This is a genomic window from Sinorhizobium americanum, from assembly GCF_001651855.1.
GTDB lineage: Bacteria > Pseudomonadota > Alphaproteobacteria > Rhizobiales > Rhizobiaceae > Sinorhizobium > Sinorhizobium americanum.
Genome location: NZ_LNQC01000047.1, coordinates 1 through 24,534 on the forward strand (window position 1 = coordinate 1; position 24,534 = coordinate 24,534).

26 protein-coding genes are annotated in these 24,534 nt (G+C 61.8%); 4 read left to right on the forward strand and 22 right to left on the reverse strand.

Features of this window, described 5'->3' with window-relative positions:
• Positions 1-66: 66 nt before the first annotated feature.
• From lpxB to ATC00_RS10030, 14 genes are all read right to left on the reverse strand, one after another.
• Positions 67-1,245 (reverse strand): lipid-A-disaccharide synthase, encoded by a 1,179-nt coding sequence (gene lpxB / locus ATC00_RS09965; RefSeq protein WP_064252677.1) that lies wholly within the window; start codon positions 1,243-1,245, stop codon positions 67-69.
• The gene (locus ATC00_RS09970; protein WP_064252678.1) at positions 1,242-2,123 is read right to left on the reverse strand and encodes an LpxI family protein; all 882 of its coding nucleotides are present in this window, start codon (positions 2,121-2,123) and stop codon (positions 1,242-1,244) included. The genes lpxB and ATC00_RS09970 overlap by 4 nt, the downstream gene beginning before the upstream one ends.
• A 5-nt stretch (positions 2,124-2,128) precedes the next feature.
• Complete coding sequence (lpxA, locus tag ATC00_RS09975; protein ID WP_064252679.1) at positions 2,129-2,947, reverse strand: acyl-ACP--UDP-N-acetylglucosamine O-acyltransferase; 819 nt, start codon at positions 2,945-2,947, stop codon at positions 2,129-2,131.
• Positions 2,944-3,408 carry a 3-hydroxyacyl-ACP dehydratase FabZ gene (gene fabZ, locus ATC00_RS09980; RefSeq protein WP_012707899.1) on the reverse strand — a complete coding sequence of 155 codons (465 nt, stop codon included), beginning with the start codon at positions 3,406-3,408 and terminating at the stop codon, positions 2,944-2,946. Before fabZ ends, lpxA begins: the two co-directional genes overlap by 4 nt.
• Positions 3,401-4,465 carry a UDP-3-O-(3-hydroxymyristoyl)glucosamine N-acyltransferase gene (gene lpxD, locus ATC00_RS09985; protein ID WP_064252680.1) on the reverse strand — a complete coding sequence of 355 codons (1,065 nt, stop codon included), beginning with the start codon at positions 4,463-4,465 and terminating at the stop codon, positions 3,401-3,403. Before lpxD ends, fabZ begins: the two co-directional genes overlap by 8 nt.
• Positions 4,466-4,508: 43 nt before the next feature.
• On the reverse strand, positions 4,509-6,842 hold the full coding sequence (gene bamA / locus ATC00_RS09990) for an outer membrane protein assembly factor BamA (RefSeq protein ID WP_064252681.1): 2,334 nt from the start codon (positions 6,840-6,842) through the stop codon (positions 4,509-4,511).
• 250 nt (positions 6,843-7,092) lie between these two features.
• Entirely contained in the window at positions 7,093-8,217 is a 1,125-nt protein-coding gene (rseP, locus tag ATC00_RS09995) for an RIP metalloprotease RseP (RefSeq protein WP_037383297.1), read from the reverse strand.
• Between the two features lie 138 nt (positions 8,218-8,355).
• Positions 8,356-9,189, reverse strand: coding sequence for a phosphatidate cytidylyltransferase (locus ATC00_RS10000; protein WP_037383294.1), 834 nt, complete (start codon positions 9,187-9,189; stop codon positions 8,356-8,358).
• Positions 9,189-9,932, reverse strand: a complete 744-nt coding sequence (locus ATC00_RS10005) for an isoprenyl transferase (RefSeq protein WP_064252682.1) — start codon at positions 9,930-9,932, stop codon at positions 9,189-9,191. Before ATC00_RS10005 ends, ATC00_RS10000 begins: the two co-directional genes overlap by 1 nt.
• A 36-nt stretch (positions 9,933-9,968) precedes the next feature.
• Positions 9,969-10,529, reverse strand: coding sequence for a ribosome recycling factor (gene frr / locus ATC00_RS10010; RefSeq protein WP_037383290.1), 561 nt, complete (start codon positions 10,527-10,529; stop codon positions 9,969-9,971).
• Between the two features lie 53 nt (positions 10,530-10,582).
• Entirely contained in the window at positions 10,583-11,305 is a 723-nt protein-coding gene (gene pyrH, locus ATC00_RS10015) for a UMP kinase (RefSeq protein ID WP_037383359.1), read from the reverse strand.
• A gap of 191 nt (positions 11,306-11,496) precedes the next feature.
• Positions 11,497-12,420 (reverse strand): translation elongation factor Ts, encoded by a 924-nt coding sequence (tsf, locus tag ATC00_RS10020; RefSeq protein ID WP_037383287.1) that lies wholly within the window; start codon positions 12,418-12,420, stop codon positions 11,497-11,499.
• Positions 12,421-12,672: 252 nt separating this feature from the next.
• Positions 12,673-13,440, reverse strand: a complete 768-nt coding sequence (gene rpsB / locus ATC00_RS10025) for a 30S ribosomal protein S2 (protein WP_014328193.1) — start codon at positions 13,438-13,440, stop codon at positions 12,673-12,675.
• A 205-nt stretch (positions 13,441-13,645) separates the two neighbouring features.
• Positions 13,646-14,467 (reverse strand): cell envelope integrity EipB family protein, encoded by an 822-nt coding sequence (locus tag ATC00_RS10030; protein WP_037383284.1) that lies wholly within the window; start codon positions 14,465-14,467, stop codon positions 13,646-13,648.
• Positions 14,468-14,602: 135 nt separating this feature from the next.
• Between ATC00_RS10030 and ATC00_RS10035 the strand changes: the two genes are divergently transcribed.
• The 4 genes from ATC00_RS10035 to ATC00_RS10050 are packed head-to-tail and all read left to right on the forward strand — an operon-like array spanning position 14,603 to position 17,464.
• Positions 14,603-15,070 (forward strand): RidA family protein, encoded by a 468-nt coding sequence (locus tag ATC00_RS10035; RefSeq protein ID WP_064252683.1) that lies wholly within the window; start codon positions 14,603-14,605, stop codon positions 15,068-15,070.
• 12 nt (positions 15,071-15,082) lie between these two features.
• Positions 15,083-15,808 (forward strand): glycerophosphodiester phosphodiesterase, encoded by a 726-nt coding sequence (locus tag ATC00_RS10040; protein WP_037383280.1) that lies wholly within the window; start codon positions 15,083-15,085, stop codon positions 15,806-15,808.
• 4 nt (positions 15,809-15,812) lie between these two features.
• Positions 15,813-17,000: a GNAT family N-acetyltransferase gene (locus tag ATC00_RS10045; protein WP_037383276.1), complete on the forward strand. Its 1,188-nt coding sequence runs from the start codon at positions 15,813-15,815 to the stop codon at positions 16,998-17,000.
• Between the two features lie 44 nt (positions 17,001-17,044).
• Entirely contained in the window at positions 17,045-17,464 is a 420-nt protein-coding gene (locus ATC00_RS10050) for an HIT family protein (protein ID WP_037383275.1), read from the forward strand.
• A 15-nt stretch (positions 17,465-17,479) separates the two neighbouring features.
• On the opposite strand, the gene ATC00_RS10055 is transcribed toward ATC00_RS10050, so the two are convergent.
• The 8 genes from ATC00_RS10055 to ATC00_RS10090 form a co-directional block, all read right to left on the reverse strand.
• Positions 17,480-17,824, reverse strand: a complete 345-nt coding sequence (locus ATC00_RS10055; protein WP_037383272.1) for an AzlD domain-containing protein — start codon at positions 17,822-17,824, stop codon at positions 17,480-17,482.
• Positions 17,821-18,558 carry an AzlC family ABC transporter permease gene (locus tag ATC00_RS10060; RefSeq protein WP_037383270.1) on the reverse strand — a complete coding sequence of 246 codons (738 nt, stop codon included), beginning with the start codon at positions 18,556-18,558 and terminating at the stop codon, positions 17,821-17,823. The genes ATC00_RS10055 and ATC00_RS10060 overlap by 4 nt, the downstream gene beginning before the upstream one ends.
• An 87-nt stretch (positions 18,559-18,645) precedes the next feature.
• Positions 18,646-21,132, reverse strand: coding sequence for an ATP-dependent Clp protease ATP-binding subunit ClpA (gene clpA / locus ATC00_RS10065; protein ID WP_037383269.1), 2,487 nt, complete (start codon positions 21,130-21,132; stop codon positions 18,646-18,648).
• A 9-nt stretch (positions 21,133-21,141) separates the two neighbouring features.
• Positions 21,142-21,495 (reverse strand): ATP-dependent Clp protease adapter ClpS, encoded by a 354-nt coding sequence (gene clpS / locus ATC00_RS10070; protein WP_037383267.1) that lies wholly within the window; start codon positions 21,493-21,495, stop codon positions 21,142-21,144.
• A gap of 279 nt (positions 21,496-21,774) precedes the next feature.
• Positions 21,775-22,131 (reverse strand): phasin family protein, encoded by a 357-nt coding sequence (locus ATC00_RS10075; protein WP_037383264.1) that lies wholly within the window; start codon positions 22,129-22,131, stop codon positions 21,775-21,777.
• A gap of 235 nt (positions 22,132-22,366) precedes the next feature.
• Positions 22,367-22,570: a DUF3126 family protein gene (locus tag ATC00_RS10080; protein WP_037383263.1), complete on the reverse strand. Its 204-nt coding sequence runs from the start codon at positions 22,568-22,570 to the stop codon at positions 22,367-22,369.
• Positions 22,571-22,742: 172 nt separating this feature from the next.
• The gene (cysE, locus tag ATC00_RS10085; protein WP_037383261.1) at positions 22,743-23,570 is read right to left on the reverse strand and encodes a serine O-acetyltransferase; all 828 of its coding nucleotides are present in this window, start codon (positions 23,568-23,570) and stop codon (positions 22,743-22,745) included.
• Positions 23,571-23,677: 107 nt separating this feature from the next.
• Positions 23,678-24,463, reverse strand: a complete 786-nt coding sequence (locus ATC00_RS10090; protein ID WP_037383259.1) for an alpha/beta fold hydrolase — start codon at positions 24,461-24,463, stop codon at positions 23,678-23,680.
• Positions 24,464-24,534 lie beyond the last annotated feature (71 nt).

A 24,534-nucleotide genomic window follows, 5' to 3' on the forward strand; every position in this document is an offset into this window, starting at 1 on the left:
CATTGGAGCCTGCCCGGAAGACCGATCTCCCGCTACTCCCATCAAGGGAGGCCGCCGGAGCCCCAATCATCCGATCTTTTTGCTTTGGAGATAGCCGAGGACGATTTCTGCCGCCTTCTCGCTGGGCGGGTTGTCGGTCCTCATGCGCTGTTGCACGACGGCAAAGCCATCGAGCATCGCAGCGCGCTGCGGCGTGTCGTTCGAAAGCCGCTCGAACCAGCGGGTGAGTGTCCCCGACCGAATGGCCTTGTTGAAATATTCGGGAACGATCGGAAAATCGGCGATGAGGTTCGGCAGTGCCGCCGTCCAGATGCGGATCTTTTCATGAAGGAGCGTGACGAGCCAGTCCGCGCGATAGGTCGAAACCACCGGGACGCCCGCCAGCGCCAATTCGAGGATGACCGTGCCTGATGCCGCGATCGCCGCGTCCGCCTCGCTGAAGGCCCGCCACTTCGTTTCCGAATCAACGGTTATTTCCGGCTGGATTTCCCAGGATGCGGTCAATTCCCGCACGCGTCGTTCCTGGCGCGCTACGGTCGGCAGCAGGAACCGCGTGTCCGGGTTGCGTGCCGCAATCTCCGCAACGGCTTCCTCGAAAACCGGCAGCAGGCGGCTGATTTCGCTGGCGCGCGAGCCGGGAAGCAGCAGGCAAGTCTTGATGCCTTCCCCCTGCTCCGCCTGCAACCGCCGACGCCGGTGTTCCCGGGCCGCGAGCAGATTGGCGTCCGACGCCAACCGGTGGCCGACATAGGTGGTCGGCGGCCCACCGAGCTTCGCCATCACCGCCGGCTCGAAGGGAAGCACGGCAAGCACATGATCGACATAGGCGCGCATCCGCGGCGCCCGCTCGGGCTTCCAGGCCCAGACGCTCGGACAGACATAATCGATGATCGGCATATCCGGCAGCGCGGCGCGTACCTGCCGCGCGACGCGATGGGTAAAATCGGGGCTGTCGATGATGACGAGCGCATCCGGTCGCGCCGCCACGATGGCGCGGGCCGTCTGTCTGATGCGCAAGAGGAGCTTCGGCAGACGCGCTAGGACCTGCGAGAAGCCCATGATCGACAGTTCGCTATAGTCGAACAGCGAAGTAAGCCCCTCGGCCTCCAGCGCATCGCCGCCGACGCCGACGAGTTCAAGCGGCGCGTCTACCCGCCCCTTGAGCGCCCTCACCAGATCGGCGCCGAGCAGATCTCCGGAAACCTCACCGGCTATGATCGCCAGCCGGTACGCCCGCCCCGTCATCGCGCCCGCTCCCGGGCGTCACGTTCGATTCCAAGAACGAAGAGGCCGCGCCGGTTCGCCGTCTCGATAACGGTCGACCGTTCGAGGACGAGTGCACGCCCGGCCTCAACCGCTATGCCGGCGAGCCCCGCGGCCGCGGCGCCTGCCACGGTAGAGGGCCCGATCGAGGGCAGATCGGCCCGCTCGTCCTGCTGCGGTTTGCAGAGCTTGACGAGAACGCCGCGACGGCGGTTCGACAGGCGGCCATCCGCCTTCAGTTCGGCGACCCGTGCCAGCATTGCGTCCGTTCCCTCAGCGCCCTCCAGTGCCACCACCCTGCCCCCGACGGCGACGGCCCCTTGCCCGACGTCGAGCGCCCCGAGCGCATTGGCGGCAGCAATCCCCGCCTCGATGTCGCGCCGATCCTCGTCGTTCGGCGCGTTTTCGCCAATCGGACCGGCATTCGCGAGCAGGCCGGGAACCACCTCGTGCGCGCCGATCACTCGGGCGCCGCTTGCTTCGATAAGCTCCATCGCCATGCGCAGCACGGCATCATCGCCGCCGGAAACCAGCGTCCTAAGGACGCTCGGTACTTTTGCGAGCGTTTTCAGCGTTGGACGAATGTCGCGCCAATCGGGCCGCCTTCGGACCGAGCCGGACAGAACGACCCGATCTATCCCCTCCGATGCAAAGGCTTTGCTGATCGCGGCGAAATCGCCAATGGCAAGCGTTGCGTGGTCAAAGCCACTCCAGTCGCCATCCGCCTCTCGCGAAAGCGCAATGATGAATGGATCTTCTCCCTGCCTGCGGGCCGCCTCTGCAACATGGTGGGGAAGCGCACCGGCGCCGGCGATGATGGCAAGCCTGCCGCTGCTATTCGGCAGGGGCGAAGCGGGCATGGCCTTCAACCCTTACCGCCACGATTGGGCGACGACAGTGCGCGGTCGCTTTCCGCGGCGATGAAATCCAGAATCTCCAGCGCCGGCGGGCAGTCGAGATATTCGTCGCGAATCGCAGCCGCGTTGGCGCGTATCGATTCCGATCCCTCAAAGATCTGCTTGTAGCAGCGACGCACCGCGTGGATGACCGGGCGGTCGATGCCGGCGCGCGTCATGCCCACAACGTTGAGGCCACTCAGCACACCTGGATTGCCATTGAGCATGCCATAGGGAATGACGTCGTAGCTGACGGCCGACAGCCCTCCGATGAAGGCCTGCTTGCCGACCCGGGTGAATTGATGAACGGCCGAGCCGCCGCCGAGAATGGCGCGATCCTCAACGGTCACATGGCCGGCAAGCATCACGTTGTTCGACAGGATAATGTTGTTCCCGAGCCGGCAATCATGCGCCACATGCGAATAGGCGAGGAACAGGTTGTTGTTGCCGACGACGGTCGTCCCGCCATGTTCGACGGTGCCGGTGTTCATCGTCACGCCTTCGCGGATCGTGCAGTTCTCGCCAATTACGAGTGTCGTATCCACGGCGCTGTGATGCACGCTCTGGGAATCGCCGCCTATGACCGCCCCAGGGAAGATCTTGGTGCCCTTGCCGATCGTCGTGCGCCCGATCACGACCACATGGCTCAAAAGTTCAACATCGTCGCCTAGAACGACGTTCGGCCCGATATGGCAAAACGGGCCGACTTTGACGTTCTCGCCGATCGCCGCGCCGTCTTCGACGACCGACGCCGGGTGGATCTTGGCACTTGATGCAATCATGTTCAGGCGTCTTCCTTGCTGACAATCATCGCGCCGATATCAGCTTCCGCGACAAGTTGCCCGTCAACTTTTGCGTCGCAGTGAAACTTCCAGATATTGCCCCGCTGTTTCTGCTTCGTGACGTGGAACTCGACGCGGTCGCCCGGCACCACGGGCTTGCGGAAGCGCGCGTTGTCGATCGTCATGAAGTAGACGAGATTGCTGCCGATGCCCGTCTTGCGCGCGCAAATGGCACCCGCCGTCTGGGCCATGCCCTCGATCAGCAGCACACCCGGCATGATCGGCTTTTCCGGGAAATGGCCGGTGAAATGCGGCTCGTTCGCCGTCACGTTCTTGATGCCGATTGCCGAATTGTCGTCATCAATCTCGATGATGCGGTCGACGAGCAGGAACGGATAGCGGTGGGGAAGAAGTCTGAGGATCTCCTGAAGGTCTGCCGTGCCGAGAACTGTCGCAGCGTCATTCATCCTTGCCACCCTTTTTCTTATGCCTTTCGCTCGAGCGCATGGCGATTTCCGCGATTTCCCGCAGGAAGTCTCGCATCGGCCGCGCCGGAATGCCGCCGTATCGCTCACCCGCCGGAACGTCGCTCGCCACACCGCTCATCGCGGCGATCTGCGCTCCATCTCCGATCGTGATATGTCCGTTGACGCCGGCATTGCCGCCGATCATCACCCCGTCGCCGATGCGCGTGCTGCCGGCGATGCCGACCTGGCTGACGATGCCGCAATAGCGGCCGATGCGGACGTTGTGACCGATCTGCACGAGATTATCGATCTTCGTGCCCTCGCCGATCACCGTGTCATCCATCGTACCGCGATCGACCGTGGTATTGGCACCGATCTCCACGTGGTCCTGGATGATCACGCGGCCGACCTGAACGATCTTGATCATCCCGCCCTTCGGACCAGGTGCATATCCGAAGCCGTCCTGACCGATGCGCGCGCCGGGATGAACAATGACATTGTTGCCCACGAGCGCACAGAGGATGCTGGCGCCAGCCGAGATCGTGCAATCCCTGCCGATCCGGACATGAGGGCCAATGACTGCACCGGCGGCGATCCGCGTGCCGCTGCCAATCTCCGCGCCGGCACCGATGGCCGCCATCGGCTCTACCTCGACTCCGGGCTCGAGGCGCGCCGTCGGATCGACAAAGGCTCCGGGCGCAACACCCCGCCCGCTGGTGTTGAACGACGGACGCAGTGCCTCCCCGTGCAGCAACGCGCCGGCGAGCGCGAAGGCGGTATGCGGCTTCTGAGTCAGTAGAACCGGAATATGGTTGGGAACGATCGAGGCCACGGCCTTGTCGCAGATGATCGCGGAAGCCTGGCAGCTCTCCAATTCATCCCGGCTCTTGCGCGACAGCATGTAGCATATGTCGCCGGACCTGGCGCGATAGACCGGCGCCACCGTATGGATCGTACGATCGGCCGCGCCGGCATCAGAGAGTTCCGCCCCAAGCCGATCCGCGAGGTCACCCAGGCGAATCCCTTCATGGGGCGGAAAAAACCAGTTCTGTTCCATGGACACTCCAGAACGATTTCGTGGCAGTTCTGGACTGCACTTATCAGAACGACGAGTTGATACCAAACTTGAAGTTCTGGATCTCGTCGAAGTCTTCCTTCGCAACCGGCACCGCGTAGTCGACGCGCAGCGGTCCGAAAGGCGAAGCCCAGATCAGGCTGACGCCGACGGAAGCGCGCAGCGAGGCGTCCGTACCGCGGGCGAACTCGCCCGCTCCGGTCAGTTCCACGTCGTTGCCATAGAGCGTACCTGCATCGACGAAGAAGGCACCACGAAAGCCGCTGTCACGTGGAATGCCCGGCAGCGGGAACGAGGCTTCGGCCGAGGCGGTGAAATAGGTCGTACCGCCAAGCGCGTCGCCATTGTTGACGCGCGGACCGATGCCATTGCGCTCGAAACCGCGGATGTCGTTGCTGCCCAGTTGGAACTGGTCGAACACTTCCATTGAGCCGGAGGTCTTGAAGAGGTGCCCGGCGCTACCGGCGAGCGAGGCGATGATGTCCGCCTCGTCGTTCACCGTGTAGTACCACTTAGCCTTACCCGTGAGCTTGTAGAAGTCGGACGTGCCACCGAGGCCAGCAAACTCCTGCGTTACCGATGCGAGGATACCCTCATGCGGCAGTTGCGCGTCGTCGAGCGTGTTATAGGTGACCGACTGCGATACCGACGAACGCGTCCACGGGCTGCCATCGATCACGCGATCATAGGGCGACGAAAGCTCGTCCTCGTCGCCGAAATATTCGAGTTCCGTATAGTTGTAGCGCAGCGTCGTCGACAGGTTCTCAGTGATCGGCGCGGTGACGCGCAGGCTGAAGCCCTGGTCGTTGTAGCTATAGTTATCGTCGTCGAAGTCGTTCTCGTTCTTGAAGAGGTCAAAGCCCGCGGCCAGACGATAGCCCAGGAAGTACGGCTCCGTGAACGAGACATTGTAGGTCTGGCTGTCTTCGCCCTTACCGGCGGCCAGACGGATATATTGACCACGTCCGAGGAAGTTCTTCTCTTCGATCGAGGCTTCGACGAGGAAGCCGCCGCCGCTGCCGGCCGAATAGCCGGCGCCGATGCCGAACGAACCCGTCGACTGGTCCTGCACGTCGACGACGACGACGACGCGGTCAGCCGCACTTCCCGGCTGGGTGGTGATGTTGACCGACGAAAAATAACCGAGAGCCTCGAGCCGGCGCTTGGCGCGAGCGATCATTTCCTGGTTGAAGGCGTCGCCTTCGCCGACATCGAATTCACGGCGGATGACGTAGTCACGCGTACGCGTATTGCCACGGATCTCGATGCGCTCGACATAGGCACGCTCGCCCTGGTCAACGAGATAGTCGACGGCAATCGTGTGATTGGCGAGATCGCGATTGCCGCGCGGCGTCACGCGGGCGAAAGGATAGCCGGCCGAGGCGACACGCTTGGAGATCGCGCTCATCGTGTCCTGGATGTCCTTGGCCTTGTAGACGGAGCCTTCGTGGCTCTGCACGAGCCCCTTCAGTTCCTCGGCATTGACGCCCTCGACGGTCGACTCGACGTTGATCGCGCCGAAGTCGTAGCGCGGCCCTTCCTCGACCGTAATCGTCACGGTGTATTCGTTGGTCGCCTCATTGAGCGCCGCCTCGGACGAGATGATGTTGAAGTCGGCGTAGCCGCGATTGTAGTAGAACTGCCGCAGCAGCTCTTCGTCGGCGCGCAGCTTGTCGGGGTTGTAGACGTCCTTGCGCGTCAGGAACGAGAAGATTCCGGATTCCTTGGTGGCAATTACCGACTGCAGGCGGCCATCGCTATAGGCTTCGTTGCCGACGAAATTGATCTGCGTGATCTTCGTGCGCTCGCCCTCGTTGATGACGAAGGCAAGGTTGACGCGGCCTTCGGCGATCGGCACGACCTGCGTCGTCACGGTGACGTCGCTGCGGCCGATGGCGGCATAGGCATCCTTGATGGCCTGGATATCGGTCTCGACCGTCGCCTCGCTGTAGGGGCCGAGCGGCTGCGTGCGAACCAGGCCCTGCAGCTTGTCGTCCTTGATCTTGCGGTTGCCGTTGAAGACGACCTGGTTGACGAGCTGATTCTCGCTGACGTTCACGACGAGCGTGCCGCCGGAGATGCTGATGCTGACGTCGGAGAAATAGCCGGTTGCGTAAAGGCGCTTCACCGAAGCATCGATATCCGCATTGCTGAAGCTCTTGCCGGGGACGATCGTTATGTTCGAGCGAACAGTTTCCGGGCTGACGCGCGTGGCACCACGAACTTCAACACGATTGATGACCGCAGCCTGGGCGACCGACGCACTCGCAACCAGTGCCGCACCGGTTCCTGTGGCAACCATGCTTGCCGACAGCGCAAACGCCGACACCGCGTTCAAAAACCTTGAACCAGCTTTCATTGCAATTCTTACCTTTTTCCAACGTCCCGCGGCAATTTCGTACCGACTCCGGTCACGGTTGCCGTTTTACCCGCTTTTCCCATACAAGCAAGTCAGCTCGTTAATTTCTGTTTACTTCAATTCGAACCGTGGCTTAACAGCCACTACAGCGTTGCGTTATCGTAAACAAATCGTTGCAAAGCAAGCGTGTGAAACTCGCTCGTCACAGCTTTCCCAAAAGTTCAGATCCCCTCGTTGCCGCCCACAAGTGCTAGCCGAACAGCCAGTTGATGTCGTTCCAGGCGGCAAAGACCGTGAGCATCAGCACCATGGCGAAACCGATCCGGAACGCGAGTTCCTGGGCGGCCGGGCCGACCGGTTTGCCGCGCAATGCCTCCACCGCATAGAACATGAGGTGGCCGCCATCAAGGACCGGAACCGGCATGAGGTTAAGCAATCCTATCGAAACCGAGAGGACGGCAGCGAAATTGAGCACTTCGGCGATGCCGAGCTTTGCCATCTGGCCGGACATCTGCGCGATGCGGATCGGCCCTCCCACCTGATCGGCATTCATGCGGCCGACGAAGAGATTCGACAGATAGTCGAACGTACCGGTGACGATCCGCCAGCTCTGCAATGCGCCCTGCCCGACCGCTTCGAGCGGGCCGTAGGTCTCGACGCGGAAGTTGCCGGCCTCCTGATTCGTGCCGATGCCGATCTTTCCCTCCTCGACCTTGTTGCCGAGCGGGTCGACGGATTCGGTGCGTTGCGGCACCATGTCGAGGTCGACGACGGAGCCGGCGCGATCGATGCGAACCTTGATCGGGAGTTCCGGGCGAACACTGACGTAACGGCGCACGTCGTCGAAGGTGGCGATTGGCTTGCCGTCGATCGAAATCAATTTGTCGCCCGGCAGGACCCCGGCCTTTTCAGCCGCACTGCCGGGTGCGACGAAGGCGACCACCGGATCGGCCACGGCACGGCCATAGATCGAGAAGAGAACGGCAAAGATGGCGATCGCCAGGAGGAAATTGGCGATCGGTCCGGCCGCGACGGTTGCCGCCCGTTTCCAAAGCTTGGCGCCGAGGAACGTGCGGGCGCGCTCTTCCGGCCTGATCGCTTCCAGCCGACGGTAGTCGGGCGTGCTTGCGGCATCCTCGTCGCCGAAGAATTTCACATAGCCGCCAAGCGGGATCGCGCAGAACTTCCACCTCGTTCCGTGGCGGTCCGTCCGGCCGAAGAGCTCCGGGCCAAAGCCGACGGAGAAGGCAACGATGCGAATGCCGGACCAGCGGCCGACGAGGTAGTGCCCCATCTCATGGACGAAGACCAGCAAGGTGAGAAGGAACAGGAAAGTGGGGATGGTGTATTGCAGATTGTCTAGCAGAAGGCTCATGTCGATTCCTATCGCATCCGCGTTTTCGCCGCCGTCAGACTTTGGATGCCGCGCGATCTTACCCTTATTTCTACCGGTGTTTAAGGAAGTATGCAGCAGCGCCGGATGCAATGACGGACGTGTGAGGTGATTTCCGGGCTAGAGGCCCAACAGGACGGAGGCGAAGTTATCGCTCCGTCCACCGCCGAGCAGGAGTTGAACAAGGACCAGAAGCAGCGCCGCGACACTGGCGAAGATCAACCCGTCGACGCGGTCCATGACGCCGCCGTGCCCAGGGATGAGCCGGCTCGAATCCTTCACGCCGAAGCGCCGCTTCACGAAGGATTCGAACAGGTCACCGATCTGGCTCGCGATGGAGAGCAACAGCGCCGCGACCGGCATACGCGCATCGTCGAGCGAAAAATGGGCCATGAAGACGGCGACCCCCGCGAGAACGCCGCAGACGGCGCCGCCGATCGCCCCCGACCAGGTCTTGCCGGGCGAAATCGCCGGAGCCAGCTTCGGTCCCCCGACCGCCCGCCCGACGAAATAGGCGAAGATGTCGGTGCCCCAGACCACCGCGAACACGAAGAGCATGGCAATGAGGCCCAGGTAATCCGCGCCACGGATCGCGGCAAGCGATATGCTCGTCAATCCGGCATAGGCGACGCCGGCCGGCAGCCACCAACTCGTCCCCTTGACCAGCACCCAGAGAGCGGAAAGGACGATGCTGCCGGCAAGCACCGGCAGGCTATAGGGCATATAGTCCATGAGCACCAAGGCGGCGATGACGACCTGCGAAAGCCAGCCGAGGGCATTGCCCTGGAAATCCCGCTCGGCAAGCTTGGTGATCGTCGCCCATTCATAGTAGACGAGCAGGCCGATCGCGACGGACAGAAGCTGGAAGGCGAAGCCGCCGGCCCAGGTGGCACCGAGGGTTACCGCAGCAAGCACAATGCCCGATGCGATGCGGAGTTTGAGCTCTCTCTGCATCAGGACCCGACCGCCAGAGTCCGTTGCAGCAGCCCGCCGAACCGGCGTTCGCGCGACGCATATTTCTCGATGGCGGCGACGAATGTCTCGCGCGTGAAGTCCGGCCAGAGTTCGGGAACGAACAGCAATTCGGAATAGGCCCCCTGCCAAAGCAGAAAGTTGGAAAGACGCTCCTCGCCGCTCGTTCGAAGGATGAGATCCGGGTCCGGAATGCCCGCGGTGTCGAGCACCGCGGTGATCCGATCGGCCGTGATATCCTCCGGGCAGAGGCGGCCAGCCGCTATCTCTTCTCCGAGACGCCGCATCGCTCTCGCCAATTCGTCGCGTGCGCCGTAGTTGAACGCGATCACCAATGTGATCCCGGTGTTGGCGATCGTCGTCTCCTCGGCCTCGATCAGCAGCGGCAGGATGTCGCCGCTCAAGTTGGCCCGGTCGCCGATGACGCGGATACGGACGTTCTCGCGGTGAAGGTCCGCGAGATCGCGCCGGATGAAGGCCTTGAGCAAGCCCATGAGGTCGCTGACCTCGTCCTCCGGCCTGCTCCAGTTCTCCGAGGAGAATGCGAAAAGCGTCAGATAGCCGATGCCGAGCTCGGCCGCCGTCTTGACCGCACCGCGCACCGCCTCGACGCCCTTGCGGTGTCCCATCGTGCGGGGCAGTCCACGCGCGTTCGCCCAACGACCGTTGCCGTCCATGATGATGGCGACGTGAGCCGGCACGTTTGTAGGAGCGAAATCTTGCATGGGCTGTCCGAAACTAGAGACTCGATTTTTCCGCGGTCAGACCTGCATGATTTCCTTTTCCTTCTCCGCGAGCAAGCGGTCGATTTCGGAAATCACCTCGTCGGTCATCTTTTGCACCCGCTCGGACTGAGCACGGCTCTCGTCCTGGCCGATGTCACCATCCTTTTCGGCTTTTTTCAGGCCGTCCATGCCGTCGCGGCGGACATGGCGCACCGCCACTTTGCTCTTCTCGGCATAGTCGTGGGCGACCTTGACGAGGGACTTGCGGCGTTCCTCGTTCAGCTCCGGCAATGGGATGCGCAGGTTCTGCCCATCGATGATCGGGTTGAGGCCAAGATTGGACTCCCGGATCGCCCGATCCACGGCACCGACCATCGACTTGTCCCAGACGGAAACCGAAAGCATCCGCGACTCCGGAACGGTGATGTTGGCGACCTGGTTCAGCGGCATGCGCGAACCGTAAGCTTCGACGGTCACCGGATCGAGAACGTTTGCGGATGCGCGGCCGGTCCGCAGCGATGCGATGTCGTGCTTGAAAGCGGCGATCGCTCCGTCCATGCGGCGCTTCAATTCCTTCAGATCCACACCTTCACTCATGGTTCAGACTCCCATTTCTTCATCTCGACGGCCGTCCAGGCCTCTGCAGATTATCAGTTATCCGACACGATGGTGGCACGACCGCCACCGGTCAATATGTCCGCGAAGCCGCCCTTCTCATGGATCGAGAACACGACGATCGGAATGGCATTTTCCCGCGCCAGCGCCACGGCGGCAATGTCCATGACGGCGAGCCCCTTCTCAAGGACTTCACTGTGGGTCAGGCGGTCGAAGCGCGTGGCGGACGGGTCCTTCTTCGGATCGGCGGAATAGATACCGTCGACCTGGGTTCCCTTGAGGATCGCCTCTGCGCCCATCTCGGCTGCGCGGAGTGCGGCTGCAGAATCCGTCGTGAAGAAGGGATTGCCCGTTCCCCCGGCGAAGATCACGACGCGGCCGAGCGACAGGTGATAGAGCGTGGCGCGCTGCGAGAAGCTCTCGCAAATCTCCGGCATGGCGATCGCCGACAGGACGACCGTATCGATATCGAGCTTGCGTAGCGAGGTCGCCAGCGCCAGCGCATTGATGACGGTCGCCAGCATGCCCATGTGATCGCCGGTCACCCGGTCGCCGCCCTTCGAGGCAACGGCGACACCGCGGAAGATGTTGCCGCCGCCGACGACGACACCCACTTCGACGCCCATGGCGCGCGCCTCGGCAATGTCCGAGGCGATCCGATCGGCCACGGCGACATCGATGCCGAAACCCTGGCTTCCCATCAAGGCTTCACCGGAGGCTTTGAGAAGAACGCGCTTGTAGATTGGCTTGGCCGACATCATCACTCCTGAGCAGATCGGCACGCATGGGCGACAGACGCACACAGCGGCATGAGGACAATTCGTCTTGCGTGGTATCGACCGCCCTTGGCACAGCCCGGCGGGTCCGCCGCAATAACGCATGCCGGATACACGAAGGGCACCGCGTTGTCACGCGATGCCCCCAGCTTTTCCCAATTGGAAAGAAGAAATCAACCCTTTGCGGCTGCTGCAACTTCCGCCGCGAAATCGGATTCTTCCTTCTGAACGCCTTCGCCGAGCAGCAGGCGAGCGATACCGGCAACTTCGATCGGCGCGCCGACGGTCTTCTCGGCTTCCTTGATCGCTGCCTCGACCGTCTGGTCGGGGTTCATGACGAATGCCTGCGACAGGAGCGCGACTTCCTCGAAGAACTTGCGCATGCGGCCATCGACCATCTTTTCGATGATGTTGTCCGGCTTGCCGGAAGCGCGCGACTGTTCGATGAAGACGTTGCGCTCACGCTCGGCGACGGCCGGGTCGATCTCGCTCGGGCGGACGGCGAGCGGGTTGGTCGCGGCGACGTGCATCGCAACCTGACGGCCGATCGCATTGAGCGCTTCCTTGTCGCCGGTCGACTTCAGGGCAACCAGTACGCCGAGCTTGCCGATGCCGTCGCCGGCGGCGTTGTGAATGTATGTCGCAACCACGCCGTCCTCGACCTTGAGCAGGGCAGCGCGGCGCAGCGTCATGTTTTCGCCGATCGTCGCGATGGCGTCCTTGATCGTATCCTCGACGGACTTGCCGGTTGCCGGATAGGTTGCCTTGGCGACAGCCTCAACCGTGCCTTCGGTCCCGAGGGCTACGTTGGCGACGCCGCGGACGAGGTCCTGGAAGGCATCGTTGCGGGCCACGAAGTCGGTCTCGGAGTTGATTTCGACGACAACGGCCGTGTTGCCGGCGCTGGCGATGCCGATGAGGCCTTCGGCAGCCGTGCGGCCGGACTTCTTGTCGGCCTTGGCAATGCCCTTGGCGCGCAGCCAGTCGATGGCGGCTTCCATATCGCCGTTAGTCTCGGCCAGAGCCTTCTTACAATCCATCATGCCTGCGCCGGTCTTTTCGCGCAGATCCTTCACCATTGCGGCAGTAACAGTCATCTTCTTGCCTCTTTATCTGTTTCGCTGGCGCGCCAATCGCGGGTGGCGCCGTGCCAGCAGGTTTGGCAGAGGGAATGGCCCTTCAGTGTGACATCGTTATGACGCCATCGCCGCGATGCTTGCGCGGGCAAAAAGTGTCTGCCCGACCGCACCATTCCTCGCTGAAAAAGAACAAGGCCGTTCAGATTTTCATCACAAACGGCCTCATCCCGATATTTCGTGGGTACGGCAGCCTAAGCTGCCGCTGCCCGATCAGGCTTCGGACGATTCGTCGAGAGCCGGCTCGACCGGAGCTTCTTCGGCTGCGCCGAGATCACGGCCGGCAGCGCCCTGCTGACGGGCAATGCCGTCGATGGCGGCACGGGCGATGAGATCGCAATAGAGAGCGACCGCACGCGATGCATCGTCATTGCCGGGGATCGGGTAGTCGATCTGGTCCGGATCGCAATTGGAGTCGATGACGGCGACGACCGGAATACCAAGGCGCTTGGCTTCTTCAATCGCAATCGATTCCTTGTTGGTGTCGATGATGAACATCAGGTCCGGCGTGCCGCCCATGTCGCGAATACCACCGAGGGCGCGGTTCAGCTTCTCGCGCTCACGCTCGAGGTTCAGGCGCTCCTTCTTGGTGAAGCCGGAAGCCTCGGAAGCGAGGATTTCGTCGAGCTTGCGCAGGCGCTGGATCGAGTTCGAGATCGTCTTCCAGTTGGTCATCATGCCGCCGAGCCAGCGGGCATTGACGTAGTACTGGGCGGAGCGCTTGGCAGCGTCGGCGATGATTTCTGACGCCTGGCGCTTGGTGCCGACGAAGAGCACGCGGCCGCCGTTGGCAACGGTGTCGCTGACGACCTGCAGGGCGCGCGACAGCATCGGAACGGTCTGGGCGAGGTCGATGATGTGAACGTTGTTACGATCGCCGAAGATGTACGGCTTCATCTTCGGGTTCCAGCGGTGCGTCTGGTGACCGAAGTGCACGCCTGCTTCGAGAAGCTGGCGCATGGTAAAGTCAGGCAATGCCATGCCTTTTTCTCCTTTTCCGGTTGAACCTCCGCAAGGCGTCGAACGCATCTAGATGCGTCCACCGGCGGAACAATCCGGATTTCTCCCGGAAAATCCCATGCCTCACGTGTGGAATGGGCAGCCCATTAGCTGCAACTGCCCGATAAATCAAGTCGGCAAGTCAGTTTTTTGCCGCGACCGCGCGGCACAGCTCCGGCGATAGCCGCTACTTGCACTCTTCCGCGTTGAAGACTTCGAGATCGGCAAGCTTACCGCTGAGCACGAAGTCTCCATAGTCCATCGTCAGGTCGCGGGTGACACCATTTTCGTAGAGCTTGAAGGACATGCGGTAGATCGGCAGGGCATCGCCGCTCGCCTCGTCGTTGAAATAGGAGATCGTCACCGGCCAATAGCTCTCACCGGCGAGCTTGCCCGCCTTGCCGACGTCCGCATCGTCGGGAGCGGGCTTGCGCGGCTTGCCGACGAAGGTCGAGGTGATCAGCGTCTTGTCACCCGAATCGGACCCGTCGAAGATACGGGATTCGAACAGGCCGTCGCCGCGCTTGGCCCGCTCGATCACTTCCAGCATGTGCTCGGTCGGAAACCGGCTTTGGGCAAGCGCCACCTCGCGCTTATCAGGCGCCGTCAGTTCCACCTTGACGCCAGACTTGTCGTCGTGAGCATTGCCGCGCACCTCCTTGTCCAATTTCTCATCAGTGAAGGAGCGGGTGAGAAAGCGGAAGCTCCTGTTCTTCAAGTCCTCGTAGGTGGTGGTCTGCTGGTCGGTCAGGCGAACTTCCTCGCCGGTGTCGACCTGGGTAACGAAGCGGAAGCTCACCGTATACCCCTCGCATGCCGACCCATTGAACTCATAGACCATGCGTCCATACATGCCGGTGATGCCGGAGCGATCGGAGGCATTCTTCAGTTCGAGATCGTAGACGGCGCGGTGCGGCGCCAATGCGCCTGCATAGGCAGCGCCGCCGACGGTCATGGCGGCGAGGCAGACGCTCCCCAGAGCGAGAAGACCAAAGCCTTTACGAAACATTCGTTTCCTCCTGTTGGACTCGCCGGCAATGGGATAAACAAACATTCGGCAGAAGCGAGGCAGATCCGTCCGTGCCTGCCGCGATCCTGCTTCGCATGCAGGATTTTATCACAAAAGACAACAAGGGAGCCCTCCATGTCCGCAGAGATCGAAACGCGTCTCAAGGAACTTGGGATCGTCATTCCAGAGGCAGTCGCGCCGGTCGCCAACTACGTGCCTTACGTCATCACCGGCTCGACGCTCTACATCTCCGGTCAACTGCCGATGGAAAGCGGCAAGGTCGCGGTCACCGGCCATGTCGCCAAGAATGTCGACGTCGCCGCGGCGGCGCGTGCTGCCGAACTCTGCGCGATCAACATCCTGGCCCAGGCCAAAGCGGCGCTCGGCGGCGACCTCGGACGCATCCGCCGCCTCGTGAAGATCAATGGCTTCGTCGCTTCGGTACCGGAATTCACCGAACAGCATCTCGTCATCAACGGCGCCTCGAACCTCCTTGCCAATGTGCTCGGCGAGGCCGGCAAGCATGCGCGCGCCGCCGTCGGCATGGCTTCCCTGCCCTTCAACGCGGCCGTCGAGATCGACGCCATCCTCGAAATCGCCTGACCGGGTCGCTTCATGAAGGACATTTCCTGGCTCAAAGCCCAGCCGATCGCCCATCGCGGCTATCATGACATGAACCGAGAGGTCTGGGAAAACACCCTTTCGGCCTTTTCCCGCGCTGCGGAGGCGGGCTTTGCGATCGAATGCGATCTGCAGTTTACCGCCGATAGCGTTCCGGTCGTCTTCCACGACCACGATCTGCAGCGTCTCTGCGGCATCCGGGGAGACGTGCGGGCGAAGACCGCCGGCGAACTCGGCCTGCTGTCGATCGGCGGCACGAAGGACAGGATTCCGACTCTGAAGCAGATGCTTCGCCTAGTCGACGGGCGAGTACCCCTCGTTATCGAGCTCAAGGGCCGCAAGGATGACGACGAAGGATTCGCGGCGGCCGTGCTCGACACGCTCGAGGATTACCAGGGGTCGGTGGCGCTGATGAGCTTCGACCATTGGCTGCTCAAGGACTTGAAGACGCTCGACGCCCCCTACCCCCTCGGCCTTACCGCTGATGGCATAAATCCCGAAAAATTCTTCGTGCACGAAGAAGCCATGCAGCTCGGGCTTGACTTCATCTCCTATTTCTACGGCGACCTGCCGAATCCCTTCATAACTAAGGAGCGCGCCATGGGCCGTACCGTCATCACCTGGACGGTGCGCGATGGCCGGGCACAGGAGCACAGCTTCGCCCATGCCGATCAGATGACGTTCGAGGGTTTCGATCCAAGGGAGACCATGATTTCCTAGGCGCATGTCAGACACGATCAACATCCGCATAGAGCATTCGTTCTCGTCAATACCGCCGGCGAGCTGGGACAGGCTTGCCGGCGCCTCAAAGACCTTTCCCGGCACGCCCTATAATCCCTTCCTGTCGCATGCCTATCTGTCGGCGCTCGAAGAGTCCGGTTCGGCGACGGCGGAGACGGGCTGGCTCGGTCAGCACCTGCTGCTGGAGGATGCGGACGGCTTGCTGCGCGGCGCGCTCGTCTGCTACATGAAGAACCACAGCCAGGGAGAATATGTCTTCGATCATGGATGGGCGAACGCCTTCGAGCACGCTGGCGGCCGCTATTATCCGAAGCTGCAATGTTCCATACCGTTCACGCCAGTCACCGGGCCGCGCCTGCTCTGGGCGCCGGACGGCGATCCAAAACCGGTGCGGGAAGGGCTTGCCGCCGGTCTCAAGGAGCTTTCGCGCCGGCACAGCGTCTCCTCCGCCCACGTCACCTTCGTGCCGCCCGACGAGATGCCGATCTTCGAGCGCTCGGGATTTCTGCACCGGACCGATCAGCAGTTCCATTTCATCAATGAAGGCTACGGCTCGCACGACGACTTCCTTGCAACGCTCGCGTCGCGAAAGCGCAAGGCGCTGAAACGTGAGCGTCGCGTCGCTGTCGAGAACGGCATCACCATCGACTGGCTGACCGGCAGCGACCTCACAGAAGCAATCTGGGACCAGTTCTTCGCCTTTTACATGGATACCGGCGGGCGCAAATGGGGCCGGCCATACCTGACGCGCGCCTTCTACTCGCTGATCGGCGAGCGGATGGCGGACGACATTCTGTTGGTCATGGCCAAGCGCGGCGGCCGGTATATCGCCGGGGCGATTAATTTCATCGGCGGCGATGCGCTCTACGGTCGGCATTGGGGCTGCATCGAAGACCATCCCTTCCTGCATTTCGAGGTCTGCTACCACCAGGCGATCGACTTCGCGATTGAAATGGGGCTGCGGCGCGTCGAAGCGGGTGCGCAAGGCGAGCACAAGCTGGCGCGCGGCTACATGCCGGTGACGACCCATTCGGCGCACTTCATTGCGCATCCGGGGCTGGCAAGGGCCGTTGCCGACTATCTGGAGCAGGAGCGCCTCGATGTTGAGGAAACCGGCGAGTTCCTTACGGAGCACGGGCCCTTCCGCAGAGGTGTGCGCCAACAGGATTGACAGGCAGCGGGACTTGCCGCTGTGAACCAGCAAGAGGAAACGACATGAGCGGCTATGATAAGGACAACATCTTCGCCAAGATACTGCGCGGCGATATTCCCTCGCACCGGGTCTACGAGGACGAGGCGACGGTGGCGTTCATGGACGTCATGCCGCAGGCGGAGGGGCACGTGCTCGTCCTGCCGAAGGCGTCGTCGCGCAACATCCTCGACGCCGACCCTGCTACCCTGCCGGCACTGATCGCCACGGTCCAGAAGGTCGCGATCGCCGCCAAGGAGGCGTTCGACGCGGACGGCGTAACGATCATGCAGTTCAACGAGGCGCCGGCCGGGCAGTCTGTCTTCCACCTGCATTTCCACGTGATCCCGCGCCGCGAGGGCATTCCGCTGAAGCCACATTCCGGTAAGATGGAGGATGGCGGCGTGCTGGCAGCGAATGCGGAGAAGATCCGCCGCGCGCTGTAGGCACCGCCTGTCTCATCAGAATCCCAGCCACCATAAGCCGCTGGCGAGCGTGAAAATTGCGGCTGCGATGCCAACTGCCGGCCTCTGCCGGGCGAGAAAGAAGGCAACGGCGCCGACCACGACGGCGCCGAGCCGCAGCCACAGCGGCGATTGGGCCAGGACGCCGGTCGGGTAGAGAATGAGCTTCGCGATCACCGCGGCAACCAGGGCGGTCGCGACCGCCCTCACCCAGTTCAAAGCCTCCGATTCATCGCGAAGCCGCTTGCCGGCAAGCACGCCCAGCCAGCGCCAGAGATCGGTCGCCAGCCAGCCGGCTATCGCTATGAAGGCATAGGCCCACCATCCGTCCGTCCAGGTCACGGGCGCGCCTCCCGCCTGGAACGCCAGAGACGCTCTGCGCCCCAGGCAAGCGTTCCGCCGCCGACGCCCGCCAAGAGGATGTCGAACTCCGGTGCGATCCAGTAGAACAGCGGACCTGCAACGAGACCCACCGCAAGCGCCACGTAGATGACCGGGTGGCGGGCCGAATGCCAGATCGAGGCAAGGAAATAGACCGGCGTCAGGAAGAAGAGGCAGCCTGCGACGAGCGGCGGGAACTCGGCGACAAGGTGGTAGACGACGCCGACCAGCACCATGTTTGCCGCGACCAGCGTCATCCCAAAGCCGGCAAAGAAGGCGACGCGATGCTCGCGCGGAACCTTTGGCACGCGCTCCATCGCAAAAACCCATGCGGTGATGGCGACAAAATGCGAGAGGAAGAGAAGCAGCCAGATGGGCGTTCTGGAGCCACGCAGTTCGGGAACTAGCGCCGCAACCATCGGCATCAGGCGGACCGATGAGAGTGTGACCGCCAGGAACGCCGTCGCGAGGCTCGCGCCACTCATGATCGAACTGACGAGAATGACCTTCGCCGGCAGCGCCCAGACGATGCCGGTCATGAAGACGACCTGCTCCGGCGGGATGCCTGCCTGAGCGGTCAAGGAGCAGAAACCGATGAAGGAGAGCATCAGGATGACGGCCGGAAGGCTGAAAATCCCGCGCGCCCCGGTCAGAAACCAGGCCAGCGTCGACCGTTCGTCTTCGAGATCATCCATTGAAAATCACGCGGAATAAGAGCGCCTCTCAACAAGACGGTGCCGGGTGAACGACCCGGCACCGTCAGGCGAAAAATCGCGATGGCGCTATTTCTTGCGCGGGACCTTGGGAACCGTTCTCCCCTTCAGCGGAGCCGCATCGGAAGCGGCTTTGGCGGCCCTCTTCGGCTTCGACTTCGGAGCTGCCTCGGCGGCGACGGTTTCCTTCTCTTCCGACTTCTTTGGCTTCTTGCCGCCAGGCCGCGACACTTCCGCCTTCGGCTTGATCGGTGCCGTCTCCGGCACAGCATCGAGGATCAGCCCCTTGGTGCCGTCTTCCTTCGTGCCGATCGTCACCTTGACGACGCCGCCCTTCTTGAGCTTGCCGAAGAGAATCTCGTCGGCAAGCGGCTTCTTGATGTTTTCCTGGATGACGCGCGCCAGCGGCCGCGCGCCCATCTTTTCGTCGTACCCCTTGTCCGCGAGCCAGGCTATCGCCTCCGGCGCGAGGTCGAAGGTGACGTTGCGCTCGGCCAGCTGCGTCTCGAGTTGCATGACGAACTTCTGCACGACCTGGTGAATGACAGGCGTCGGCAGCGAGTTGAACGGAATGACCGCATCCAGGCGGTTGCGGAACTCCGGCGTGAACAGGCGGTTCAGCGCCTCGATGTCCTCGCCCTCGCGCTTCGACGAGCCGAAGCCGATTGCCGGCCGCGCCATATCGGAGGCACCCGCATTGGTCGTCATGATCAGGATAACGTTGCGGAAGTCGATCTTCTTGCCGTTATGGTCCGTCAATGAGCCGTGATCCATCACCTGCAGCAGGATGTTGAACAGGTCCGGATGGGCCTTCTCGATTTCGTCGAGCAGCAGCACGCAGTGCGGATGCTGGTCGACGCCGTCGGTCAACAGGCCGCCCTGGTCGAAGCCGACATAGCCGGGAGGTGCGCCGAGCAGACGGGAAACCGTGTGCCGCTCCATATATTCCGACATGTCGAAACGCAGCAGCTCGACGCCGAGCGACGTCGCCAGCTGTTTCGCCACTTCCGTCTTGCCGACGCCGGTCGGGCCGGAGAACACATAGCAGCCGATCGGCTTGTTCGGTTCGCGCAGGCCGGCACGGGCGAGCTTGATCGACGAGGCGAGCGCCTCGATCGCCAAATCCTGGCCGTAGACGACGGAACGAAGTTCCTTCTCAAGATTAGCGAGAACGGCTTCGTCGTCCTTCGAAACCGACTTCGGCGGGATGCGCGCCATAGTGGCCACTGTCGCCTCGATTTCCCTTTCGGTGATCAGCTTGCGGCGTTTGCTGACCGGCAGCAGCATTTGGGCCGCACCCGATTCATCGATGACATCGATGGCCTTGTCGGGCAGCTTGCGGTCATTGATGTAGCGGGCCGAAAGCTCGACCGCCGCCCTGATCGCCTCGTTCGAATATTTGAGGTGGTGATACTCCTCGAAATAGGGCTTCAGCCCCCGCATGATCTCGATCGCGTCGGCGACCGTGGGCTCGTTGACGTCGATCTTCTGAAAACGGCGGACAAGCGCCCGGTCCTTCTCGAAGAACTGGCGATACTCCTTGTAGGTCGTCGAGCCGATGCAGCGGATCGAGCCGGAAGAAAGCGCCGGTTTCAGAAGATTGGATGCGTCCATCGCACCGCCTGATGTCGCACCCGCGCCGATCACGGTATGGATCTCGTCGATGAAGAGGACCGCGCCGTGATATTCCTCGAGCTCCTTGACGACCTGCTTCAGGCGCTCTTCGAAATCGCCGCGATAGCGCGTGCCGGCGAGCAGCGTTCCCATGTCGAGGGCAAAGATCGTGGCGTCCTGAAGCGCCTCCGGCACCTGCTTCTCGACGATGCGCTTGGCCAGCCCCTCGGCGATCGCCGTTTTGCCGACGCCGGGATCGCCGACATAGAGCGGATTGTTCTTGGACCGGCGGCAAAGCACCTGGATGGTCCGGTTCACCTCGGCGTGCCGGCCGATCAGCGGATCGATCTTTCCGGACTTGGCCTTTTCGTTCAAGTTGACGCAATAGGCCGTCAGCGCATCCTGCTGCTTTTTCGGCCCCGTCTCCTCGCTCTCGCGCGATGGCTTCTGCTCCGAGTCCTGGTCCTCCGCGCCGCGCACCGGCCGCGATTCCGAGCTGCCCGGTCGCTTGCCGATGCCATGCGAGATGAAGTTCACCGCATCGTAGCGGGTCATCTCCTGCTCCTGCAGGAAATAGGCTGCATGGCTCTCGCGCTCGGCGAAGATTGCTACGAGCACATTGGCTCCCGTCACCTCTTCGCGGCCGGAGGATTGCACATGGATGACGGCCCGCTGGATCACGCGCTGGAAACCGGCGGTGGGCTTGGAATCCTCGTCATAGCCGGTGATCAGATTGGACAATTCGTTGTCGACATAGTCCGTCACGGTCTTGCGAAGTGTTTCTAGATTTACATTGCACGCGCCCATCACGGCCGCCGCATCGGCATCATCGATCAATGCCAGCAGCAGGTGCTCGAGCGTCGCATATTCATGATGGCGCTCGTTGGCAAAAGTCAGTGCCTGATGCAGCGCCTTTTCGAGGCTGGGCGAAAAAGTTGGCACGTTAGGTCCTCATTTCTTTTCCATGACGCATTGCAAGGGATGCTGATGCTGCCTGGCGAAATCCATCACCTGCGTCACTTTGGTTTCGGCGACTTCGTAGGTAAAGACGCCGCATTCTCCAACGCCGTGGTTGTGGACATGAAGCATGATGATCGTCGCTTGTTCCCTGTCCTTCTGAAAAAAACGCTCCAGAATATGGACGACGAATTCCATCGGCGTGTAATCGTCATTCAAAAGCAGAACGCGGTACAAACTCGGCTTCTTGGTCTTCGGCTTGGTGCGTGTGATGACGGACGTGCCACGAGTGGGGCCGCCTCCGTCTCCATCGCTTCCCTGCTGCATCCGGACCGGCATGGCGATCATTCTGTTTCATTCCCTTGGCAGCCGCAATCCACGAACGTGGCTGCGGCCTGCTTGCCCTTATCTAATGGTTCGTTCTTGGATTTTAAGACCGAACCAACGCACTGCAATCATATTCGCACGGCCAAGCACAAGATTGATCAAATTTCTTTGGCCGCTACTCTCGAGGCTGCAACTCCGGCAGGCTGCGCGAAACGCCTCGGAAACGCGACACCCAAGAACGACAAGGCCGGCCGCGGCAACCGCGACCGGCCTTTTTAGCAATGGCGATATTCTTAATCGTCAGGCGGCAGCAGCTGCGGACTTCACGGATGCCGTTGCCTTGGCGACCGGTGCCTCATAGGGCTTGTACGCGTCCTTGGCGAGATCGGCATACATCTCACCGATCTTCGATGCTTCGGCGACGAATGATTCATAGCTCGACTTCAGATAGTTCGTCTGGAGTTCGAAGGCAGCTTCGAGGCTCTTGGCGCCGGAGAGCTTTTCGATATGGGCAATGCCATCTTCGAAGGACTTCTTCGAGTAGTCTGCTGCTTCGGTTGCAATGGCCTGGAAGCCCTTGGTCAGCGTAGAGTAGCTCTTTACAGCCACGTCGAGTGCTTCCTTGCTCTTCTTGTTTGCATCGTCGAAGTTGAACATCAAGTTTCTCCTTGTGGGCGGTGGGCAAGCGTCAGTCTAGGTGCACTGCACAAAAAGTCAAGTTCAGTGTGCAATGCAGTAAAACACAATCCTTGCAACGACTTGATGAAGATCCGGCGACCTGCGGATACATTCTCCAAAAATATGACTTAACAAGAAAAAACCGGCCCCGATTGCTCAGGGCCGGCACATTTGTGAAGCACGCGGCCGTCGGCCGGCCATGTGACCATCCAGCTTAGAGATCGACTTCGAGGATCGCCATCGAGAAACTGTAGGAGAGCTCGCCGTCTTCCTCGTCACGGAATATGACGCCGAGGAATTCGTCGCCAAGATAGACCTCGGCGGATTCGTCCTTCCTGGGACGGGCCTTGACGACCATAGCCGGATTCAAGGTGCGCTTGAAATAGGCCTCAAGCTTGCGGATTTCTTCGGGCTTCAAATCTATTCTCCGTAGCCGATTGATTTGCCGCGCTTCTCGCATGCGGCGTTGCCAGGTGTAAACCCACCACGACGCCGAGCGGCTCAACAAGATGACCAACGACAGCCTTAACGCATTAGAATATCGCCCGGATTTTTCCGCTCAGCAGCGATCAGGCGACCTTTTCTGCGCGTCAGATATCGAAGCTCGCCAAGATCTGGTCCATCTGCCGCGAGGGCTCGGAGCATCCGGCCTCGCCGACGACCTTGGCTGGAACGCCAGCGACCGTCGTCTTCGGTGGAACTGCCTTCAGTACGACCGATCCGGCCGCCACCCGCGAGCAATGGCCGATATGGATATTGCCGAGGATCTTCGCCCCGGCGCCGATCAGCACGCCGTCGCCGATCTTCGGGTGACGGTCGCTGCCCTCCTTGCCGGTGCCGCCAAGGGTGACCCCGTGCAGGATCGACACATTGTCGCCGATCACTGCCGTTTCGCCGACGACAAGCCCCGTCGCGTGGTCGAGGAAGATGCCGCGCCCAACGCGCGCGGCCGGATTGATATCGGTCTGGAACACACTCGAGGAGCGGCTCTGAAGGTAGAGAGCAAAATCCTTCCGCCCCTGGTTCCACAGCCAATGGGCGAGCCGGTGCGTCTGGATAGCATGGAAGCCCTTGAAATAGAGCACGGGCTCGAGGAACCGCGTGCAGGCCGGATCGCGGTCGTAGACCGCCTGGATATCGACCCGTAGGATCGCACTCCATTCAGGCCAGTCCTCGAGCATCTCCAGAAACGTCTGGTGGAGAAGATTTGCCTGCAGGTCGGGGTGATCGAGCCGCTCGCAGATCCGGTAGATCACGCTCTCTTCCAGCGAATGCTGGTTGACCACAGTCGAATAGAGAAAGGCCGCAAGCATCGGATCCCGCTCGGCGGCGAGGCGCGCTTCTTCGCGCAGACTATCCCAGATTGGGTCGACTGCCTTCAGCGGTTCCGTATGGCGAAGTTCGCTCTTGGCGACCATGGTCGCTCCTTCCTGGGTCTATCTGCTGGCCTGCGCTGCGACATATATAGGGCAATTCCCGACCGACATAAATGGGCTCGCACCGTTTCAATCGCCCGTCATCGTGACTATGCGCGGCCGACCTCAGCGAGAAACTCCAGGACCGCCTTCTTGAAGACGCGGTCGCCGACGGCCAGCATATGGTCGCGGCCCGGAATGTCCAAGGCGCTCGCATGCGGCATCAGAGCGGCAAGCTCCTGGGCGGAGCCCGCCACGTCGTCCTTCGTGCCGACCCCGATCAGAACGGGCACATCGATGCGCCCGACATCCTCGGCGGAAAGCAGATCGCGCGAAGTCGATATGCAGGCGGCGAGTGCCTGGCGGTCGCTCTTCGTCTGGTCGGCAAAGGCGCGGAACATGCGGCCGCGCGCATGTGTGACATCTTCGAGCGATGGCGCAAGCAGCGCGTCGGCGATCGGGTCCCAGTCTCCCACGCCGGTCACCATGCCTATTCCCAAGCCGCCGAACACGAGCGAGCGGACGCGATGCGGGTGATGCAATGCGAGGAATGCAGAGATGCGCGCGCCCATCGAATAGCCCATGACATGCGCCTCGGCGATACCGAGATGGCCGAGAAGCGCGGCCGCGTCGCCAGCCATCTGGTGCGGGTGGTACACCGAGGCATCATAGGGCTTGCTGCTCGCACCGTGACCGCGGTTGTCGAGTGCGACCACCCGGTAACCGGCGTCGCCGAGCGTCTTCAGCCAGCCGGGGTAGACCCAGTTGACGTTGGCGCTCGAGGCGAACCCGTGAATGAGCAGCACCGGATCCCCCGATGGGTCGCCCTCGTCGAAATAGGCAATTTCCAGCCCATCGTGGGCGAAGCGCGAGAAAGGCGGAGGGTTCAAATCCATGGTTTTCCCAGACATCAGCTGTTTTCGCCGCAAACTAGGCGGTAACCGAATGGTCGAAAACCCCCACCGGT